General features: G+C 61.5%; 18 protein-coding genes. 8 read left to right on the top strand and 10 right to left on the bottom strand.

All coding sequences use genetic code 11. The features are described from left to right. Positions 1 to 2: 2 nt before the first annotated feature. The gene (gene amrS, locus KY459_05985; GenBank protein MBW3564255.1) at positions 3 to 1,115 is read right to left on the bottom strand and encodes an AmmeMemoRadiSam system radical SAM enzyme; all 1,113 of its coding nucleotides are present in this window, start codon (positions 1,113 to 1,115) and stop codon (positions 3 to 5) included. A gap of 147 nt (positions 1,116 to 1,262) precedes the next feature. Here amrS and KY459_05980 point away from each other — a divergent pair, with 147 nt between their 5' ends. After that, positions 1,263 to 2,072, top strand: a complete 810-nt coding sequence (locus KY459_05980; GenBank protein MBW3564254.1) for a methyltransferase domain-containing protein — start codon at positions 1,263 to 1,265, stop codon at positions 2,070 to 2,072. A 123-nt stretch (positions 2,073 to 2,195) separates the two neighbouring features. After that, positions 2,196 to 2,477, top strand: coding sequence for a hypothetical protein (locus tag KY459_05975; protein ID MBW3564253.1), 282 nt, complete (start codon positions 2,196 to 2,198; stop codon positions 2,475 to 2,477). Between the two features lie 92 nt (positions 2,478 to 2,569). Here the strand turns inward: KY459_05975 and KY459_05970 are convergent, their stop codons facing one another. From KY459_05970 to amrB, 4 genes are all read right to left on the bottom strand, one after another. Further along, positions 2,570 to 2,734, bottom strand: a complete 165-nt coding sequence (locus KY459_05970) for an Rdx family protein (protein ID MBW3564252.1) — start codon at positions 2,732 to 2,734, stop codon at positions 2,570 to 2,572. A gap of 104 nt (positions 2,735 to 2,838) precedes the next feature. Next, a complete protein-coding gene (locus tag KY459_05965; protein ID MBW3564251.1) occupies positions 2,839 to 3,828 on the bottom strand; it encodes a deoxyribonuclease IV in 990 nt (329 codons plus the stop codon). After that, entirely contained in the window at positions 3,761 to 4,828 is a 1,068-nt protein-coding gene (locus KY459_05960) for a Gfo/Idh/MocA family oxidoreductase (protein MBW3564250.1), read from the bottom strand. The genes KY459_05965 and KY459_05960 overlap by 68 nt, the downstream gene beginning before the upstream one ends. Beyond that, complete coding sequence (amrB, locus tag KY459_05955; protein MBW3564249.1) at positions 4,828 to 5,616, bottom strand: AmmeMemoRadiSam system protein B; 789 nt, start codon at positions 5,614 to 5,616, stop codon at positions 4,828 to 4,830. Before amrB ends, KY459_05960 begins: the two co-directional genes overlap by 1 nt. 96 nt (positions 5,617 to 5,712) lie before the next feature. Between amrB and KY459_05950 the strand changes: the two genes are divergently transcribed. Further along, positions 5,713 to 6,366, top strand: a complete 654-nt coding sequence (locus tag KY459_05950) for a protein-L-isoaspartate(D-aspartate) O-methyltransferase (GenBank protein ID MBW3564248.1) — start codon at positions 5,713 to 5,715, stop codon at positions 6,364 to 6,366. Between the two features lie 10 nt (positions 6,367 to 6,376). On the opposite strand, the gene KY459_05945 is transcribed toward KY459_05950, so the two are convergent. From KY459_05945 to KY459_05930, 4 genes are all read right to left on the bottom strand, one after another. Beyond that, positions 6,377 to 7,135 (bottom strand): CPBP family intramembrane metalloprotease, encoded by a 759-nt coding sequence (locus KY459_05945; protein ID MBW3564247.1) that lies wholly within the window; start codon positions 7,133 to 7,135, stop codon positions 6,377 to 6,379. 33 nt (positions 7,136 to 7,168) lie between these two features. Then, the gene (locus KY459_05940) at positions 7,169 to 9,268 is read right to left on the bottom strand and encodes a molybdopterin oxidoreductase family protein (protein MBW3564246.1); all 2,100 of its coding nucleotides are present in this window, start codon (positions 9,266 to 9,268) and stop codon (positions 7,169 to 7,171) included. 6 nt (positions 9,269 to 9,274) lie between these two features. Continuing rightward, a complete protein-coding gene (gene fadI, locus KY459_05935; GenBank protein MBW3564245.1) occupies positions 9,275 to 10,567 on the bottom strand; it encodes an acetyl-CoA C-acyltransferase FadI in 1,293 nt (430 codons plus the stop codon). A 421-nt stretch (positions 10,568 to 10,988) separates the two neighbouring features. Further along, a complete protein-coding gene (locus tag KY459_05930) occupies positions 10,989 to 11,183 on the bottom strand; it encodes a hypothetical protein (GenBank protein MBW3564244.1) in 195 nt (64 codons plus the stop codon). A 753-nt stretch (positions 11,184 to 11,936) separates the two neighbouring features. Between KY459_05930 and KY459_05925 the strand changes: the two genes are divergently transcribed. Together KY459_05925 and KY459_05920 are read left to right on the top strand one after the other, a co-directional pair. After that, the gene (locus tag KY459_05925) at positions 11,937 to 12,164 is read left to right on the top strand and encodes a type II toxin-antitoxin system HicB family antitoxin (GenBank protein ID MBW3564243.1); all 228 of its coding nucleotides are present in this window, start codon (positions 11,937 to 11,939) and stop codon (positions 12,162 to 12,164) included. After that, positions 12,161 to 12,403 (top strand): type II toxin-antitoxin system HicA family toxin, encoded by a 243-nt coding sequence (locus KY459_05920; protein MBW3564242.1) that lies wholly within the window; start codon positions 12,161 to 12,163, stop codon positions 12,401 to 12,403. The genes KY459_05925 and KY459_05920 overlap by 4 nt, the downstream gene beginning before the upstream one ends. Here the strand turns inward: KY459_05920 and KY459_05915 are convergent. Beyond that, complete coding sequence (locus KY459_05915; GenBank protein MBW3564241.1) at positions 12,388 to 12,894, bottom strand: hypothetical protein; 507 nt, start codon at positions 12,892 to 12,894, stop codon at positions 12,388 to 12,390. The two genes, KY459_05920 and KY459_05915, sit on opposite strands and share 16 nt — an antisense overlap. On the opposite strand from KY459_05915, the gene KY459_05910 reads away from it, so the two are divergent. The 3 genes from KY459_05910 to KY459_05900 all read left to right on the top strand — a co-directional run bounded on the left by KY459_05910 (position 12,883) and on the right by KY459_05900 (position 21,013). Further along, a complete protein-coding gene (locus KY459_05910; GenBank protein ID MBW3564240.1) occupies positions 12,883 to 13,773 on the top strand; it encodes a hypothetical protein in 891 nt (296 codons plus the stop codon). The two genes, KY459_05915 and KY459_05910, sit on opposite strands and share 12 nt — an antisense overlap. Positions 13,774 to 13,840: 67 nt before the next feature. Beyond that, on the top strand, positions 13,841 to 14,317 hold the full coding sequence (locus KY459_05905) for a hypothetical protein (protein ID MBW3564239.1): 477 nt from the start codon (positions 13,841 to 13,843) through the stop codon (positions 14,315 to 14,317). Between the two features lie 462 nt (positions 14,318 to 14,779). After that, the gene (locus tag KY459_05900; protein MBW3564238.1) at positions 14,780 to 21,013 is read left to right on the top strand and encodes a HAMP domain-containing protein; all 6,234 of its coding nucleotides are present in this window, start codon (positions 14,780 to 14,782) and stop codon (positions 21,011 to 21,013) included. The last annotated feature ends 12 nt before the right edge of the window (positions 21,014 to 21,025 follow it).

Here is a 21,025-nt window from a genome sequence, read left to right as displayed (position 1 = left end):
TCTCACGCTCCGCGGCTCAGCATGACGGGTTGCCGTCGGCGCCCCCACTTCCCGGGAGGTCCGTCGAACACACCGTCGCAGGGGGTACCGCAGGAGAGGCACCTGCCCGTCGGATCGAGGTTCCAGGCAGACAGCTCGTACCAGTCGCGACCGATCAGCATCTCTCCGCAGCTCCTGCAGTAGGTGCTTCCGCCCGCCGGGTCGTGCACGTTTCCGGTGTATACGTACTCGAGCCCATTCGCGAGAGCGATCTCCCGCGCTCGTGTCAGCGTGGCGGGGGGTGTCGGCGGCTTGTCCTTCATTCTGTAGTCGGGATGGAACGCGGTGAAGTGGAGCGGCACCGTCGTCCCGAGATTGTCGGAAATCCACTTCGACATCTCCTCGATTTCGCGAGGACTGTCGTTCTCGCCTGGAATCAGCAGAGTCGTGATCTCGAACCATACATCGGTTTCATGACGCAGATAGACGAGGGTGTCGAGAACGTGAGAGAGGCTCGCGGAGCAGATTTCCTTGTAGAACCGTTCGGTGAAGGCCTTCAGATCGACGTTCGCGGCGTCGATGTATTTGTAGAGCTCCCGGCGCGGCTCGTCGCAGATGTACCCGGCGGTGACGGCCACTGCCCGGATCCCCTCCTCGCGGCAGGCGAGCGCGGTGTCGATTGCGTACTCCATGAAGATCACCGGATCGTTGTACGTGAATGCGATGCTGCTGCATCCGAGGCGCTTCGCCGCTTTTGCGAGGTCCTCCGGGGTGGCGGAGTCCATCAACCTGTCCATCTCCCGCGACTTGCTCATGTCCCAGTTCTGACAGAAGCTGCAGGCGAGATTGCAGCCGGCCGTTCCGAACGAGAGAATCGATGTCCCGGGGAGGAAGTGATTCAACGGCTTCTTCTCGATCGGATCGATGCAGAACCCGCTCGACCGTCCGTACGAGGTGAGGACGACCTGATCCTCTTCGCGCATCCGGACGAAACACATTCCCCGCTGCCCTTCGCGCAGCTTGCACGCTCGAGGGCAGACGTCGCACTGGATCCGTTCGTCTTCCAGCACGTGCCAGTACTTCGTCCTCACGACCGAGGGTTGCGCAGGATCGAGAGGTTGTGCAGTCCGGTGCATTGTCTGGTGATAACAACATCGCGTCCCGTGTGATTGCGCACATCTGACGACGCGGTGCAACTCACATGTTGCTGGGTGCTTGATAAACTCTCGGGCGCGCCCGGACAGGATGACCGGGCCGTCAGACCGACCGTAGGAGGTGAGCGAATGAACCAGCCCACTTTGGACGCGGAGATCGCGGGGGCGCGAGCATACGAAGCCCTGCACGTACCCGCCCTCTTCAGGCAATGGTGTCCTCGAGTGCTCGATGCTGCCGGCGTCGAAAGCGGTGATCGAGTCCTCGACGTGGCGTGCGGTACCGGCGTCCTGGCCAGAGAGGCGGCGGATCGCGTCGGCGACGCCGGATCTGTCGCGGGAATCGACCCGGGGCGCGGAATGCTCGCGATCGCGAAGGAGGCGGCACCGCACATCGAGTGGGAGGAGGGGGCAGCCGAGTCCCTTCCTTATAGTGACCGCTCGTTCGATGCGGTGGTGAGTCAGTTCGGCCTCATGTTCTTCTCCGATCGTTCACAGGCTTTGCGCGAGATGCGTCGCGTGCTGAAACCGGACGGGAGATTGGCTGTGGCCGTCTGGGACAGCCTGGAGAATTCCGAGGCCTATCCGGAGGAGGTGGAGTTGCTCCAACGTCTTGCGGGCAAGGCGGCAGCTGACGCATTGCGGGCTCCATTCGTGCTCGGCGACAAGGCCGATCTGTTCGCCATGTTCGAGAGCTCGGGACTGGAGTCGGTTGACGTTGCGACTCACACCGGGACGGCGCGCTTTCCGGGGATTCGAACGATGGTCGAAGCCGATCTTCGAGGGTGGCTCCCCGTGATGGGAGTCGTGCTGGAAGAAGAGCTCATCGAAAGGATCCTCGACGAGGCGGAGGATGTCCTCGCGGAGTACGTCACCCCCGACGGAGAGGTAGTGTTCGACTCGCCCGCGCACATCGTTACGGGCATGGCTGGCGCCGCCTGAGGAAAACATAGTAGAAAAACGGACGTAAACGATCAGAGGAGGTTCTATGACACGAAAACGACCGCTCGATCTGGTGCCCGCGTTGCTTATCGGCGCGGCATCATTGCATCGACCATCATTGCAGTGCTGACCGCCGACGCCGGGTGGCTGGTCATGGCGGCCCCGCTGCTCCTCGCGCTCGCGGTTGTGGGTGCCGACATGGTGTCGGGCCCGGGAAAAAGAGAGGCGTTGGTCCCGTCGCGGGGCGCGTTGCTACTGGCGATCACCTTCGTGTTGGCCGGTTTCATTGTGGCTCTGCGGGATCCGGCTCTGGTCAAAGTCCTCATTCCGGTGATCGGTGCCGGCAGCTGGGTGACGATTCTGCTGCGCTCCGAAGACGGACGCAGGACGTGCCGGTGGATCTGACGTCAGAGCATCAGGAGTTGGTGGAAGGGCCGGAGACCCCCTTACTGACCCGACCGGTTGAACGGCGGCCCGGCCCAGGGTCCTGAAGGGAGTCAATCCTCCTGCGGCATCGCACCGCGCACGGCCGATATCACGTCCTCGTCGCTCGGCCACGGTTTGCTCATCAGCTTCGCGAGCAGACCGCCCTTCCGGGACAACACCAGACGTCCATTCACGAACACCTCGAACTGGCCGATGCGGCCCTTCTGAAGCTCCACCGGATGACTCAGATCATCTTCGATTCTCGCAGCGAAACTCGCCGCTTTGGTCCTTGTAGTAGCTCATGTGTCGCAGTAAACGATCCTGATGGCCATGCAGGCGATTATAGCGGCGGTCGGCGGCCCAGCGGCCCAGTCAGCGAGCGGAGTCTCCGGAGGTTCTCCAGATCCGACTCGACCGGCACTGTCTTGGGTGTCTCGATCACCTTCGGTATTTCTCGGAACCTCGAATCATTGAGAATCTGACCAAACGGATCGAGGCCGATCTTCCCCTCGCCGATGTGCTCATGCCGGTCGACCCGGGAACCGAGCTCTCTCTTCGAATCGTTGAGATGAAATGCCTCCACCCGATCGAGTCCGATCTGCTCGGCCATCTCGTCGACGATTGCAGACCACCCGCCGGGAGTCGAGAAATCGTAACCGGCAGCGAATATGTGGCACGTGTCAACGCAGACCCCCACGCGCGACGGATCGTCCACCAGCCGGAGAATCCGGCCGATTTCCTCAAACGTGCAGCAGAGCGATGACCCCTGTCCGGCGGAGGTCTCGAGAAGAGTTTTCGTCCCGAGCTCCGGCAGCCGGCGGTGCACCTCGTCGAGAGCGCGCGCGATTCGGTCGATTCCTTTCGTGACCCCGGCCCCCATGTGCGCCCCGGGGTGGATGACGAGCGATTCGGCTCCGAGCTTCGCCGCGCGTCGCAGCTCGTCCTCGAGGCCGGCGATCGAGCGCTCCAGGATGCCCTCGTCGGTCGCCGCCAGGTTGATCAGATACGCGGCGTGAATCATCAGAGGCGCGCCGCTGGCCCGTCTTCTCTCGCGAAAAGTCGCGCACTCTTCCTCGCCAAGCGGCGACGCGGCCCAGCGATTGTTGTTCTTCGAGAAGAACGCGACGGCGGACGCGCCGATCTCGTCGGCCCGGTCGAAGACGTTGCAGACGCCGCCCCGCGCGGAGACATGCGCTCCGATCAGATCATGATCATTTTGACTGGTCCGGGACACGTCCTGATCGAACGAACCGAGACTTCGTTTATTTCTGATCCGGCAGCTCGATGCGCTCGAAACGGCTCTGGTTGCGGGAGGATCGACGCGCCGCATCCAGAACCAATTGCTGGACGAGGCCATCGTGGAACGTGGCGGCCGGCTCGAGCGCGGATCGGTCTCCGTCGTCGATCGCGCGCGCCAGCGCCTTTCCGAGCCAGTAGGTCCCGCTTCCGAAGCTCCCGCCGGGAGAATCGCCCGCTCCCTCGCCGACGCGCTCGACTTCCACCTGCTTCCAGTCCTCTCCGGTGCGCGCGAAGAAGAGCTCGTCCTGGATCAGCCGCAGCGCTCCTTCCAGACCGTGAATCGTGATCGTCGTCGGCTCATCGACGCCTGAGACGACCGACATCGTCAGAGCCGCCGTGACGCCCCTCTCGATGCTGAGCGTCAACGAAGCGAAATCGTCGGAGGTCACCTCTTTTCGCTGCCCCTTTCCGTCCGGGCGCGATTCGATGAACGTCTTCAGCGTTGCGCTCACCCCGTTCACCTCACCGACGAGATGGCGGCACGCATCGATGAGATGAGAACCGATCGCCCCGAGCACTCCGCCCCCCTTGCTCTCATCGGACCACCAGTTCCACCGGCGTTCAGGGTCGTTGCGCGACGGACTGCTGTACGTACAGTCGATCCAGTGAATCTCCCCGAGATCCGGGACCATTTCAAGCGCTCGACGCGTGGAGGGAAGAAAGCGAAGCTCATGATCGATCAGAGAGATCCGATCGGGATGTCTGCGGCTGACCTCCAGAAGCTGGCGAGCCTCATCGCCGTTCAACGCCGTCGGCTTCTCGCTCACCACGTGAAGCCCCGCTTCGAGAGCCGCGGAGGCCATTTCGAGGTGCTGGAATGGAGGCGTGACGATCGTCACGACATCGATGTCGGATTCGAGAAGCTCGCGCCAGTCTTCATGGACTTCCGGAATGCCGGCCTCTTCGGCCTCGGAGCGAGTCTTCTCCGGCGAGCGTCCGTAAAGGGCACGAACATCGAGGCCCGCTTCCCTGAAGCGCGGAACCTGGACACGCGTGCCCCATCCCGTCCCGATGATTCCGACTTTCGCCATCAGTTGATGACCCAGGCCCCATAGCCGACGACCTCGCTTCGCGGACCGGCCGTATCGCCGGAGTTTCTCAGATCGAGCTCATGGATGGTCAGCTCGTCTTCCTTTGCGGCCAGCAGCGCTCCCCGCAGCGGGTATCGACCGCATGCGTCCCGGTCCCGGATCGCCTCGAAGTCGAAGCTCCGGATCGCTTCGGCCGTTCTCGCGTCGGCGCGGCGCGCATCGTCGTAGGGGAGGTAATGGCTCAGGTCGGTCGAGATCAGCACCAGCGTTCCGTCGCGGTTCCATTCGGACCGGATGATCTCGGCGGTCTGCTCCGCCCGTGCGGTTCCGACGGCGACGGGGAGGAGCAGCGGAACGGACTCGAAGATCCGCTGCAGGAAGGGAAGCTGGACTTCGAGGCTGTGCTCCCGCTGGTGGGGGAGGTCCGATACGATCACGTGATCCAGTTCAGAGAGTCGGTCTCGTCCTTCTGCATCGAGCTCGACTGTCCCGAGAGGCGTCATGAAACCGTCCGATGCCGGAACTGCATGGCCGTCGAAGGGGACGAAGTGGCTCGGCCCGAGAAGAAGAACCCGATTGATTCTGCCGATGTGCGACTCGAGAAGCCGGTAGGCCTCTGCCGCCACCGATCCGGAGTAGACGTAGCCGGCATGCGGCACGATCAGCGCCCGAGGAAGTTTCTCCTCTCTCCGTGGGCGCGCTTCGCGAAGCATCCGGTCGACGTCTCGTCCCAGCACTTCTGGTTCGGCCGGATAAAAGCTTCCGGCGACTGCGGCCCTTCGAATCATCACTCGTTTCGCGATACAGGATCGATGCCGAAGCTGGAGGCAGGCAGGTCTGTTTTCCGGGCGGAGGTATCATCTCCGCAGGACACGGCTTCGACGATGAGCGACACACAGCAGGCGCGCGAATGGATGGTCGAGTCGCAGATCGCGGCCCGCGGAGTGAGAGATCCGGCGGTGCTCGAGGCAATGCGCGTCGTGCCGCGCGAAGAGTTCGTCCTGCCGGAGCTTCGAAAGTACGCTCACGACGACCGGCCGCTGCCGATCGCGGCGGGCCAGACCATCTCGCAGCCGTTCATCGTGGCGAGCATGGTCCAGTCCCTTCAGTTGAAGCCGGACGACCGAGTCCTCGAGATCGGCGTCGGCTCCGGCTACGCCGCCGCGGTCATCGCCGAGATCGTCGAGGAAGTCTTCGGCGTCGAACGTCATGAAGAGCTCGCGATCGAGGCGCGCGAGCGGCTCCGGAGACTCGGGTACGACAATGTGGAGATCCGCCATGGAGACGGGACGACGGGGTGGGAAGAGAAGGCTCCGTTCGATGCGATCATCGTGGCGGCTGCCGGACCGAAGGTTCCGGAAAGCCTCAGGGCTCAACTCACGCTCGGCGGGCGAATGGTCATACCGATCGGTTCGAGCCCCAATGAACAGAGCCTGGTGCGGATCACACGAACGCGGGATGGTTTCAGTGAGGAGCGGCTCGAGGCCGTCCGTTTCGTCCCTCTCGTCGGCAGGGAAGGATGGCCCGATCGCGGCTGAGACCGGGCTCTCAGCCCGCTCCGGTGGCTTTCAATGCGAACGGGACGATGACGAAAATCTGAATCGCATCGAAAACACCGTGGGCGATGATGCACGGCAGCAGCCGCCGCGTAAGATAAAAAGTCGCGCCGATCACGAGCGAGATCACTGTGATGCCGATCAGCAGCATCGGCTGGCCGTATCCGGCATGCGCGAGCGCGAAGATTGCCGTCGATACGATCAGCCCGAAGCGCTTCTGCAGCCATCCCCGGAAGAAAAACTCCTCGACAGTCATCGCGCTGAAGACGATCAGGAGCTTTTGCCAGATCGTCAGATTCGCCAGGTAGATGATCATCGGAGCGGGCTTCAGGTCCTCCGGAAGTAGACCCGCTTCCTGCGCGATGACGCCCGCAATCAGCGCAATCGTAATCGTCAGAAGCCATCCACCGACCCCCGCCGCAATGCCGATCCCGATCGATTGAGGAAGCTCGTCCGTATGAAGATTCAGGTACTGGCGAACGGGCTCGCGTCCTGCCAGTAGCCACCAGCCGAAAAGAAACGCCAGCAGGATCACGTGCATCGTGAAGACCGACCAGAACTGCATCGACTCGAGATTCGGTGTCGCGCCGGCCTCGGCTGCGCCGATCACCGAGGAGCTCACGAGGAACAGAAACAGCCCGAACCAGCCGTACGCCGTCCATCGCGCTCGCTCGGAAGGGAAGCGGTCCGAGCTGAGGATGCCGTAGCGCTGATCGAGCAGGATCAGAATCACGACGAAGATGACCGTCACGACGATCGACGTTGTGATGACGGATGTCAGCGCTCAGCTCTCCTGAATGGTCTCGGCATGCGTCACCTCGACCAGATTATCGTAAAACGTCGCGGCTCTTCCGATGTCGGTGAGCTTCTGCGACGTCGTTGCGTTTGCGTTCGCACTCCCCTCGGTCGACTCGAGCCACCAGATCGAGGGCGCGCTCACGACGCCCGGCCGGACCCTATCGGTGATCTCTGCTTCCGCCATGAAGGTTCCGCGGTCGTTCCTGACCGTCACCTTCATCCCATGTTCAATCCCTCGATCGGCGGCATCACGCGCGTTGATCTGCAGCGTCGGTCGCCCCGCGAGCTTCTTCAGCGGCTCCACATTCGCGAACGTGCTGTTGAGAAAGGTGTGAGCCGGAGGCGAGATGAGGGTCAGCGGATAACGCGCCGCAAGCTCGGGGGCGGACTCCTCCGACTCGTGAGGCGGAACCCAGGAGGGCAACGGATCGAGACCGAGCGCTTCGAGCATGCTCGATCGGATCTCGATCTTCCCCGAACGCGTGGGAACGACAGTTCCGGCAGGAAAGGGGAGATGCGGTGCCGGAAGGTTCAGCCTGAGGCTGCCGGACTCCTTCAGCTTCTCGAGCGTGATTCCTTCGAGCGTGGGATGTCCCGATCCGAGAGCCTGCCGCATCAGCTCTTCGTCGGAGTCCTGCAGCGCCGGGTGATCGAGATTCATCGTTGCGGCGAGACGCCGGAAGATCTCGGTGTTCGGTAGCGCCTCCCCGATCGGGGCGATCGACTGAGCGCTGTAATTGACGTAGAGGTGACCGTAGCTCTTGTGGAGATCGGTGTGCTCGAGTTGCGTCGTTGCCGGAAGCACAACGTCGGCGTACCTCGCGGTATCCGTCATGAAGTGCTCGAGCACGACCACGAAGAGGTCATCGCGCGCAAACCCCTTCCGTACGCTCGACTGATCGGGCGCGACGGCAACGGGGTTCGAGTTGTAGACGACGATCGCACGAATCGGTGGATCCGGGCGCCCGAGCAGATCATCTCCGATCGTCGACATGTTGATCGTTCGTGTGCCCGGAGGGATGAGGTCCGGTCGCTCGAGGGCGGTTTCGTCGAAGTGGAACGTCCCGCTCGACGAGAGCTGGAATCCTCCGCCGATATCGTTCCATGCGCCGGTGACCGCGGGAAGGATCGAGATCGCCCGGACGGCGTTGCCACCGCCTGCGTGTCGCTGCATCCCGTAGTTCAGCCGGATGAACGAAGGACGGGTCGTCGCATAGAGGTTCGCGAGCCGTTCGATCTCCCGCGAGTCGATCCGACAGATGCCCGCGACCCGCTCGGGGGAGTACTCGGCAATTGCACGCTCCCGCAGACTTTCCCATCCGAGTGTCGTTCGCTCGAGGTAATCGAAGTCTGCCAGTCCGTCTCGAAAAATCACGTGCATCATGGCGAGCGCCAGCGCTGCGTCGGTTCCCGGTCGAATCTGAATGTGCTCATCCGACGCGTCCGCGGTCCTTGTCCGGATGGGGTCGATCGTGATGACGCGGGCTCCCGCGTCCCGCGCTGCCCGGACCCAAGGCCACAGATGCGGATTGGACGTCAGCGTGTTCGTCCCCCAGAGGAGGATCAGTTTCGCCTGATCGATGGTTTCCGGATCGGTTCCCATCCGGGTGCCGTACGTCGCGTTCAGCGCCTCGGTTCCCGCCGTGGCGCAGATGGTTCGATCGAGGAGGGACGCGCCGATGATGTGGAAGAATCGCCGGTCCATCGACTGGCTCTGCAGTAGTCCCATCGTTCCTGCGTAGGAATAGGGGAGGATCGCCTGTGGGCCGTCATCGGAATGAATGATCCGGTCGAGGCGGTCGGCGACGAGCCCGAGCGCCTCGTCCCAGCTGACCTGGCGAAACTTTCCGTCGCCTTTGCCCCCCGTGCGAACCATCGGATGGTGAAGACGGTCGCGGTGGTAGGTACGCTCGGGATAGCGGTTGACCTTCGAGCAGAGAAAGCCCTGGGTCATCGGATGGTCGGGATCGCCCTTGACTCGGACGGCCCGCCCATTGACCACTTCGACCAGCATCGAGCAGGTATCGGGACAGTCATGGGGGCAGGCGGCCCGGACGACGGTTGTCTCCTCAGGCGCGGCGCTCATGGCGGATCAAGCCCTCTCCAGCACGATTGCCGAACCCTGTGCCCCGGCGGCGCAGACCGACACCAGCCCGTATCGCTTGTTCTGCAGCTTGAGCTCGTTCGCCACGGTCGTCACGATCCGGGCCCCGGTCGCCGCGAATGGGTGACCGATGGCGATCGAGCCGCCCGTCAGGTTGATCTTCTCCGGATCGACCTCTCCCACCGCCTCGTTTCTTCCGAGACGATTCACGGCAAATTCCTCGGAGACGAGCCACTGAATGTTCGAAAGTACCTGGGCAGCAAACGCCTCGTGCATCTCGATCACGTCCATGTGGTCGAGTTTCAGGCCGGCGCGATCGAGTGCCTGCGGGACCGCAAACGCGGGGCCCTGAAGCAGTTGCTCGAACGGATCGAGCGCTGCATACGCGTAGCTCCTCACGAATGCGAGCGGCTCCAGACCGAGCTCCTCCGCCTTCTTCTCCGACATCAGCAGAACCGCCGCGGCCCCGTCGGTGAGCGCAGACGAATTGCCGGCCGTGAGCGTTCCATACTTTTTGTCGAATACGGGCTTCAGCTCGGAGAGCTTCTCGAGTGTCGTGTCGGAGCGAATCAGATTGTCGCGCTCCACTACGGTCTTGTAGTCATCCGGAACGATCACGGTCATGACCTCGTCGGCGAACCGCCCGCTCTCGAAGGCGGCGGCCGCTCGGACATGGCTCTGAAGCGCAAAGCGGTCCTGGGCCTCCCGCGAGATCTTGTTCTCCTTCGCCATGACCTCGGCGGACTGGCCCATCGTCAGGCCCGTGGTCGATTCGGCGATCGCCGGGATGTCCGGCGCGAGGTGTTGCGGTCGCAGACGCGAGAAGGCCTTCAATTTTCCGAGAGGACTCTTCTGGCGGGACGCGGCGACGAGAGTCTCGGCGAACTTTTTCGAGAAGAGGATCGGAACAGTCGAGAGCGATTCGGAACCGCCGGCGATCACGATGTCGTTGTAGCCGCGGTGGATCGAATCGGCCGCACTCGTGACCGCCTGATTTCCCGATGCGCAGGCCTGTGAGACGGTGTGAGCCGGAATCCGGCGGGAGAGTCCCGTTCCCAGGACGATCTCCCTGGCGATGTTCGCTGCCTTGATCGAAGGGATCACGGTACCGAAGACCAGATGGTCGATCGTCTCGGGATCGATCTCGCTTCGCTGGACGAGCTCGGAGACCACGATCTTGCCGAGCTCGAGAGCATCGACGTTCGAATAGGCGGTCCCCGCTTTCGCGAAAGGTGTTCGCAGACCTCGTACGATGGCGACGCGGGACGTGGTTTCATTCATCGGTTCACCCCGGGCAGAATCTATCAGGGATTCGCGATCGAAGGTAACGAAACGAGCCAGGTCCGGGCATGGATGCCCCAGTTGAAAGGGCGACGACGCTTCCGAGGCCGGTCGACTTGCGCTGCGGTGAGGGATGCTCCGTCAGCTGCCGAGGACGATCACGGATGGATCAGTCGTAGGCTTTACTTCGATGCCGAATCGCTCCGATGTCGACCACGTTTCTGGTCATCGATCTCGTACAGGATGCGATATGTTCCGACACGGACTCGTCATCCATACTGATGGCCTTTGAGCTTCGTCGAACCAGAGGGTCGCGGTTCGGTAGCAAGCGAACGAATTTTCTCGCGCACTCTGTCGATCGTGTGGGACGGAAGTGTTCTCCATCTCCTTGATTGCGCTGCGGCGAATCGTCAGCCGGTACTCAGCCACGGCTGAGCTTGCCCTCAGCGATGAGGCGCTTCTCGACCTCCTCGAACGGAAGACTCTCTTCACCCTTGCGCTGCTCGAGTATCAGAGCATCGAAAAAGTCTTCCCAGAACTCGCCGTAGCGATCGAGGTCGATCTGAACGGCGACCTTACGCCCCTCTTCGTCGGTGACGTAGCGAATCCCTTCCATGTCTGACTCCTCGAACAATGATCGCACAACGGGTGCTTCCGTGGGGTGCAGCGTCGACTCATTGTGGTTGTCGAGTCCTCGCGAAGGCGGCGCAGGGATGCGCCGCAGTTCGTAGGATCCGGCGGTTTCAAACGGGTCGAAAGGCGGCGGAGGGGTGCGCCGCACTCCATAGAGCACCCGATCTTTGTCCATTTTCACCCGCCGGACCAGCGCCGAGACGTCACCCGGGCGTCCGGATGAAGCGGGGCCATGCTCGTGAGTGAACCGGTCGTCCCGGAGTGGGAAATTGGTGTCAGAATGCCGAAGGTACAGAGGGTACAGAGGGGTACAGAGGGCCACACCTTCGTTTTTCGGTTCAGTCGCGCGAACCTGACGGCCGAGGCGATCCACGGGAGAGCCGAATTACGTGCAGGATCGTCGCTTGTTGCTCGTGAGAGCGGTCGAAAAGTGGCATCGCGACAGCCGGGCGACTAAATACGGCGTCGAGAATGCCCTGACTAGGCACACCTCGACCCTGGCGAGGCGATTCAGAACGGCTATCGGATGAGAACCTCGGGCGGCGGAAGGGGTGGTGCGTGCGCGCGGAGGGTCGTGATGCAGGAATCGATCAGGTGCGCGAGGCCCATCTGATGAGCTCGGCTGATCCGAGGTAGATCTGGCCTTTGAGATGACTCAGATCCATTCGTCGGATCCGTCTGAAGAGAGGGAGAAAGAATGATCCATCCCGATGGCCACCGGTTTACAATCGTCTTCATGACACAGTTCAAGATCATTGTCGAAAAGCATGATGACGGCTATGTCGCCTACCCTGTCGGACTCAAAGGCGTGGTTGTTGGCCAGGGGGATAGCTACGACGAAGCGCTCTCGGACGTGAAGTCAGCGATCCGATTCCACGTCGAGACGTTCGGCAAAGATGTCCTCGATACGGGTGACTCTCCGGTCCTCGAGGCGTTTGTCGCCGAAGCCGAACTCGCCATCTGATGGCGAAGTTTCCGGTCGATGCTCCGAAGACAAAAATTCTTCGAGCACTGAGAGAGCTCGGCTTCGAGGTCGTTCGCGAGGGTGCCCACATCTCCATGGAGCGTGAGAATGCCGACGGTAGCAAGACCCCGCTGACTCTTCCAAATCATCCGAAGATGAAGGCGTCAACGCTGCGGACAATCTGCACGCAGGCGGGCATCACGCGCGACGACTTTCTTCGTGCTTACGCGAACGCCTGAGCCCCGACAAACGCCCGCGCCGTCATGTCGCGCGCAGTCGACCGGTTGCCCAGGGAAGCGCATAGAGGTCTACCATCGGATTTTGAGTGGCGGCGGAAGGTGATGACGCGTCCTCTATGGAGTGCGTCGCCCTCCCGAGCCGCCTTTACCACCGTTCCCCTCTGATCCGAAAGCGGCGCAGGGATGCGCCGCAGTTCATAGGATCCGAGGGTTTCAAACGGGTCGAAAAGCGGCGCAGGGGTGCGCTGCACCCCATAGAGCACCCGATCTTTGTCCTTTTCCACCCGGCGGACGAGCGTCCCGAAGTTGAAAATTGGTGTCAGAATGCCGAAGTGCCGAGGGAAGCCGGGTAGCTCGCCTTGATGGAGGATGTTGATTTGAACAGACCGCTGGTCATGATGATCGTTCTTTTCGCGCTCGCTTCGACGGGCTCGGGCGATCAGCTCCCGCAAGCTCGAATGCTGACGACGAACGACGAGATGGATTTCCATCCGGTCTGGTCCCCCAAATCGCGACTGGTCGCGTATGACGCGATCGTCGAAGGCGAGAAGTGGATACGAACGGTGGAATTCGACGGCTCGGCCGACGAAAAAATGACTCGTGGCGATCATCCCCAATGGGACCCCGATGGCAGCCGGATCTTCTTCGAAGCCGATCGCACCCCCGACAAAGAGGGAACCGACCTCTACGTGATCGAAGTCGACTCGAGGCGCGAGTATCGAATCACGAACGAACGGGGAGACGATGGCGGCGCCGTCCCCTCGCCGGACGGGAAGTGGATCGCATACCTGGCGCAGAGAAACGACGTAAGGGGGCTTCGCATCCTCAATCTCAGGACGGGCGTGACCCGGATCGCTCACGGGATCCGGTCGAGTCATTCCGCGCCTTCGTGGACCGCCGACTCCACGGCAATCGCCTTCATCGCGAGCCCCGCCGAGAGCTCCGACATCTTCATGTGGAACATCGCCGAATCTCAGGTCGTCCCACTTCTCTCGAGCTCCGCCGACGAGTCTTCTCCTCATTGGCTTCCTTCCGGGGAGCTGCTGTTCCTCCATTCCAACGGAGCGCTGAAGTCGCTGCGAGTGATCAACTTTTCGACTGGCCGTGTAAGGCTGCTCGCGGAAACGACGGAATCGATCGACTGGATTGCGCCTTCCCCGGACGGATCCCGCGTCGCCTTCACCGTAGGGAGCGATGACGAGAACCGCATTCGGATCGTCCAGGTCGCCGGTGGTGAGATGATCGAAGTCGTCGATCCGCCCGGGCGGAACGTTGCGCCGAGCTGGTCGCGAGACGGTTCTCATCTCGCATTTGCGTCGAATCGCGATGGTGACTTCGAGATCTACGTCCTGGGGGTTCCAACTTCCTGAATCGCCGTATTTGTTTCGGAACGGTGTCACCGGCGTTGTTGGCAGATGGTTTGGATAAGGAAAGAGTGTGAGTGTCGAGCCCCAGTCCGGAACACCCCGGGATCGCCGTCGAAGAAAGCGGATCCTGACGAAGAAGAACGTTCTCGTCACGCTGGCGGTGATTTTCGTCGCATTCATCGGAGCGTCGATCTATTTTGAGATCAACCCACCCGATGAAGGACTCTTCGAGCGACGAAAAGTCGAGAAGGTTCCGGAGATCGAGCCCCAGCCGATTCGGCCGGTGACCGAATCGGTTCCGAAGGAGGAGGGAGCCGACCCGATGCTCCTCGATGCCGCCCGGCGTGAGCAGTACCTCGGTACGGGCATGTACGATCCGCTGAATCCCGATACACCGGTCACGATGACGACTACCGATGACTCGACGTTCTCGGTGGAAGACGAAGATCTTCCGCTTCTCGAACGGAACAGCGACCGGCGTACCTCACGGATCTCGATCACCGGTACTCCCGATGGAGTTCGGATCGAGAAGAAGCCCGATCAGTAAAATCGGCCTCCTGGCCGTTGTTCTCCCGGCGCAGGTCATGCAGAGACGCCGGGGGGGTGGGTAGGGCGCAAGTCCCCACTAAATAGCTTTTTGGAGAGTGAGATGGCAGAAGGCGTTCCCGCCGGAGAGGCGGAGACTCGCGACCCCGGCAATTCGAGGAAGGGCGCGAGGAAGAAATCTTCCAAAAAAGGCTCCCGCAGCAAAACCGTCAGAAAGCCGGCTCGCAGCACGAGGAAAAAGCCGGCGGCGCGAAAAAAGAAGGCTCCTTCAAAAAAGAGCAGCCCTGACAAAACTTCGAAGAAGAGCGCCGGTAAAAGTGCGAAGAAGAAGAGCTCGGTCAAGTCGGCGAGGCGCTATTCGGTTCCGAAAGCGACCGGCGAGGGTCGACAGCCGGAAAATCTCGATCAGCTTCAGCTTCTCGAGGTGCTGACGGCATTTCGCGATGGCGATTTCTCGGTCCGCATGCCTGCCGACAAGGTCGGGGTACCGGGGAAAATCTGTGACGTTCTAAACGACGTCATCGCGGTTGCGGAGCGCTCGACCGACACTCTCGAGACGCTGAGTCTTGCGGCCGACAGCTCGGCGCTGCTGAGACAGCAGATTCGAATCGAGGGTGCCGTCGGCCGCTGGTCGTCGGTTGCCGACTCGACGTCGCGGATCGTCAGGGATCTGATCGCACCGATGGTCGAGGTTTCCAAGGTCATGGACTCGGTCGCTCGCGGAGACCTCTCCCGGGAGATGGCGACCGAGATCGAAGGGCGCGTTCTCAAAGGAGAGTTTCTCCGCACCGCAATGACCGTCAATTCGATGGTCGGACAGCTTCGCGAGTTCGCTTCGGAAGTGACTCGAGTCGCGAGGGAAGTCGGCACCGAAGGCCGGCTTGGCGGCCAGGCGGAGGTACCGAACGTAGACGGCATCTGGAAGGATCTCACCGACAACGTGAACCTGATGGCCTCGAATCTGACCGATCAGGTCAGAGACATTGCCAAGGTCACCACGGCGGTCGCCAACGGCGAGCTCGACAAGACCGTCACGGTGGAAGTCAAAGGAGAGCTTCTCGAGCTCAAGAACACGATCAACCGGATGGTCGGACAGCTCGGTTCGTTCGCCGACGAGGTGACGCGGGTCGCGCGCGAGGTCGGCACCGAGGGGAAGCTCGGAGGGCAGGCGAAAGTCAAGGGTGTGGCCGGAACCTGGAAGGATCTGACCGAGAACGTCAACTCGATGGCGACGAACCTGACCGATCAGGTGCGCAACATCGCCGAGGTGACCACGGCGGTCGCTCAGGGAAACCTCTCGAAGAAGATCACGGTCGAGGTCCAGGGCGAGATCGCGGAGCTGAAGAACACGATCAACGGTATGGTCGACCGCCTCAGCTCGTTTGCGGCCGAGGTCACGCGTGTATCCCGCGAAGTCGGAACCGAAGGGAAGCTCGGTGGTCAGGCAAAAGTCGAGGGCGTGGCCGGAACCTGGAAGGATCTGACCGAGAGCGTCAACACCATGGCGACGAACCTGACCGATCAGGTCCGCAACATCGCCGACGTTACTACCGCCGTCGCACGCGGCGACCTGTCGAAAAAGATCACAGTGGAAGTTCGCGGTGAGATCGCAGCTCTTAAAAAGACGATCAACACGATGGTGGATCAGCTCAGCTCGTTCGCGGACGAGGTGACTCGCGTGGCGCGAGAGGTCGGAACCGAAGGCCGGCTCGGCGGTCAGGCGAAGGTCAAAGGTGTCGCCGGGACGTGGAAAGATCTGACCGAGGGCGTGAACTCGATGGCGTCGAACCTCACGTCGCAGGTGCGGAACATCGCGGAGGTGACGACGGCAGTCGCGAAGGGGGATCTGTCGAAAAAGATCACGGTCGAGGTCCGGGGAGAGATCAACGATCTGAAGAAAACGATCAACACGATGGTCGACCAGCTCAGCTCGTTTGCGGCCGAGGTGACCAGAGTCGCGAAAGAAGTGGGAACTCAGGGAAAACTCGGCGGCCAGGCGCAGGTGCCGGGGGTAGCAGGTACGTGGAAAGGTCTGACCGAGAGCGTCAACTCGATGGCCGACAACCTCACGTCGCAGGTTCGGAACATTGCGGAGGTGACGACAGCAGTCGCGAAGGGCGACCTGTCGAAGAAGATCACCGTCGACGTCGACGGCGAGCTTCTCGAGCTGAAACAGACAATCAACACGATGGTGGATCAGCTCAGCTCGTTTGCCGATCAGGTGACGCGGGTCGCCCGGGAGGTCGGTACCGAAGGAAAGCTGGGCGGTCAGGCGAAGGTCAAAGGCGTCGCGGGTACCTGGAAGGATCTGACCGAGAACGTCAATTCGATGGCGGAGAATCTGACCTCGCAGGTCCGCAACATTGCCGACGTCACGACCGCGGTCGCACGCGGCGATCTGTCGAAGAAGATCTCGGTCGATGCACGGGGCGAGATTGCCGAGCTGAAGCAGACGATCAACACGATGGTGGATCAGCTCAGCTCGTTCGCGGACGAGGTGACGCGCGTCGCGCGCGAAGTCGGCACGGAGGGGAAACTCGGTGGGCAGGCGCAGGTCAAGGGCGTTGCCGGAACCTGGAAGGATCTGACCGAGAACGTCAATTCGATGGCGTCGAACCTGACCAACCAGGTGCGCAACATCGCCGATGTCACGACGGCGGTCGCGCGCGGGGATCTGTCGAAGAAGATCACGGTCGAGGTCAGCGGCGAGATTGCCGAGCTGAAGCAGACGATCAACACGATGGTGGATCAGCTCAGCTCGTTCGCGGATCAGGTCACGCGTGTTGCGCGTGAAGTGGGAACCGAAGGCAAACTCGGTGGCCAGGCCCAGGTCAAGGGTGTCGCGGGAACCTGGAGAGATCTGACCGAGAGCGTCAACTCGATGGGCTCGAATCTGACGAATCAGGTTCGCAACATTGCCGAGGTCACGACGGCGGTCGCGCGTGGGGACCTTTCCAAGAAGATCACGGTCGATGCGCGAGGCGAGATCGCGGAGCTGAAGCAAACGATCAACACGATGGTGGATCAGCTCAGCTCGTTCGCTGCCGAGGTGACGCGCGTCGCGCGCGAGGTAGGCACGGAGGGCAAACTCGGGGGACAGGCGCAGGTCAAAGGAGTTGCAGGAACCTGGCGGGACCTCACGGACAACGTGAACTCGATGGCGTCGAACCTGACCAACCAGGTGCGCAACATTGCCAAGGTGACCACCGCGGTCGCGAATGGCGATCTGTCGAAAAAGATCAGCGTCGAGGTTCGCGGGGAGATTGCCGAGCTGAAAGAGACGATCAACACGATGGTGGATCAACTGAACTCGTTCGCGGCGGAAGTTACCCGAGTGGCGCGGGAGGTCGGAACGGAAGGCAAGCTCGGAGGGCAGGCGCGGGTCGAAGGTGTGGCCGGTACGTGGAAGGATCTCACTCAGAACGTGAACTCGATGGCGTCGAACCTGACCAATCAGGTTCGCGGCATCGCCGGGGTGGTCACGGCCGTCGCCCAGGGAGATCTCAGCAGGAAGCTGACGCTCGAGTCGAGCGGCGAGATCGGCGAGCTCACCAACACCATCAACTCGATGACCGACACCCTGGCGACGTTCTCACAGCAGGTCACCACCGTCGCACGTGAAGTCGGTGTCGAGGGGAAGCTCGGAGGCCAGGCCAAGGTGCCCGGAGCTTCCGGAACGTGGCGGAGTCTGGTCGACAACGTCAACATGCTGGCGGACAACCTCACGATTCAGGTCCGGGCGATCGCCGAGGTTGCGCGAGCCGTCACCAAGGGCGATCTCACGCGCTCGATCGACGTCGAGGCTGAAGGAGAAGTCGCCGCGCTCAAGGACGACGTCAACGAAATGATCGTCAATCTCCGCGAGACGACCAGAGAAAACGAGGAGCAGGACTGGCTCAAGTCGAATGTCGCCCGATTCACGCGGATGATGCAGGGCCAGAAGAACCTGATCACGCTCGCGAAAACGATTCTCAGCGAGCTTGTGCCGGTGGTCAAGGCGCAGCACGGTGTCTTCTATCTGATGCAGGAGACGCGAGGGGAAGATCCGCACCTGGAGCTCGCGGCTTCATACGCGTTCAAGGAAAGGAAGAATCTCTCGCGGCATTACGATCTCGGCGAGGGCCTGGTGGGGCAGGCGGCGGTCGAGAAGCAGCGAATCCTGATCACACAGGTGCCGCACGACTATGTCCGAATCAGTTCGGCGCTGGGCGAGGCCATCCCGCTGAATCTCGTTCTTCTTCCGATCGTTTTCGAAGGAACCGTCATGGGGGTGATCGAGCTCGCTTCGTTCGAACGATTCAGCGAGAACGATCTCGCGTTTCTCGATCAGCTCGCGGATGGTGTCGGTGTCGTGCTCAACGCCATCGCGGCGAACATGCGAACCGAGGAGCTGCTCGCACAGTCGCAGTCGCTCGCCGAAGAGCTGCAGGTCCAGCAGGAGGAGCTGACCGAGACCAACCAGCGGCTCGAGGAACAGGCGAAGTCCCTGCAGGCATCGGAGGAGCTTCTCAAGACTCAGCAGGAAGAGCTTCAGCAGACGAACGAGGAGCTCGAAGAGAAGGCCCATCTGCTGCAGCAGCAGAACGAGGAAGTCGAACGGAAAAACCGGGAGGTCGAGGAAGGGCGACGGCAGCTCGAGGAAAAGGCACGCCAGCTCGCACTCACCTCGAAGTACAAGTCGGAGTTTCTCGCGAACATGTCCCACGAGCTGAGAACTCCACTGAACAGCCTGCTGATCCTCGCCCGGCTGCTCAAAGAGAACAAGGACGGCAATCTGACCGAAAAGCAGATGGAATTCGCGAGCACGATTCATTCGTCCGGAATCGACCTGCTCGCGCTGATCAACGACATTCTCGACCTTTCCAAGATCGAGTCCGGGATGATGCAGGTCGAGGTGGTTCAGGTCGATCTCGCCGAGCTTTCCGAATATGTCCGTCGGACTTTCGGTCAGCTTGCAGAAGAGAAGAATCTGAGCCTCGCGGTTCAGGTAGAGAAGTCGGCCCCCGACCGGTTGCTGACCGACAGGACCCGGCTGCAGCAGGTGCTCAAGAACCTTCTGTCGAACGCGTTCAAGTTCACGGACAAGGGAGAGGTTCAGCTCATCATCGAGGGCGTGGACGACGATACCCGTCGCCACCTCAATTCGCGCACGCTCATCGAAGCTTCCAAAGTCGTGGCGTTCCACGTCGTCGACTCCGGAATCGGAATTCCGGACGACAAGCAGCGCCTGATTTTCGAAGCTTTTCAGCAGGCGGACGCGAGTACCACGCGGAAGTTCGGGGGTACCGGACTCGGTCTTTCGATCAGTCGTGAGATCGCATCCCTGCTCGGTGGCGAGCTTCGAGTCGAGAGTACGCCCGGAAAGGGAAGCCGATTCACGCTCTTCATGCCGGTCGACTACGCCGGCGACCAGCAGGCCGACATCCGAGGGAGTGAAGACCGACCCACCAGAATTCTGCCGGCTCCCGCTGCCCAGACGCGGCCGGTCCGTACGATCGAAGATGATCGCGAAGGGTTGGACGAGCGAACCCGATCGCTGCTCATCGTCGAGGACGACGCGAAGTTCGCCGCCATCGTCCGGGATCTCGCGCGCGAGAGAGGTTTCAAAACGATCGTGACGCAGATCGGGGGCGACGCCGTGAACCTGGCGAAGCGCTTCAAGCCGGATGCAATCACCCTCGATCTCTCGCTTCCGGACGTCGACGGCTGGACGGTTCTCGATCGGCTCAAACACGATGCCGAGACCCGTCACATTCCGGTTCACATCATCTCGAGCCAGGACCTGACCGATCCGCGCGGAGTGAAATTCGGAGCGTTCGCGAGATTGCAGAAGCCGGTCACCAGCGAGGCTCTGGACGACGCATTCGCGAAGATCAACGAATTCATCGATCGGTCCACTCGGAGGCTGCTGATCATCGAAGATGACGAGACCCAGCGCGATTCGATCGTCGAGCTGATCAACGACAAGGATGTGGAAATCGAAGCCGTCGGTTCCGGTGAGGAAGCGCTGCAAAAACTCGACGAAGGGCCGATCGACTGCATCGTTCTCGACCTCGGCTTGCCCGACATGAGCGGAATGGACTTCGTCAACCGTATGAAGGAGGCGGGCCACGACGTTCCGATCATCGTCTACACCGGCCGTGACCTTTCGAAGAAAGAGGAGTCCGAGCTCAAGAGAATCGCCGACGCGATCATCGTCAAGGACGTCCGCTCCCCCGACAGGCTTCTCGACGAGACGGCGCTCTTTCTCCATCGGGTCGAAGCAAACCTTCCCGAGGAAAAGAGAAAGGTTCTCGAGAAGCTGCATCAGAGAGATCCCGTGCTGACCGGGCGAAAGGCTCTGATCGTCGATGACGACATTCGGAACATCTTTGCCATCACGAGTCTGCTCGAGCAGCAGGAGATGGAGGTCGTCTACGCGGAGAACGGTAAGGAGGGCATCCGGAAACTCGAAGAAGACGAGGACATCGACATTGTCCTGATGGACGTAATGATGCCGGAGATGGACGGTCTCGAGGCGACACAGAGGATTCGGGAGAATCCGAAGCTGAAGAACCTGCCGATCATCGCGCTGACCGCAAAGGCGATGAAGGGAGATCGCGAGCGATGCCTCCAGGCGGGCGCTTCCGACTACATCACGAAGCCGATCGAAGGCCAGCAGCTCATCTCGCTGTTGAGAGTCTGGTTGTACAAGTGAGACCCGAGCCGT

Source organism: Acidobacteriota bacterium (assembly GCA_019347945.1).
Lineage (GTDB): Bacteria > Acidobacteriota > Thermoanaerobaculia > Gp7-AA8 > JAHWKK01 > JAHWKK01.
This window is presented reverse-complemented; position numbering and strand designations above follow the sequence as displayed.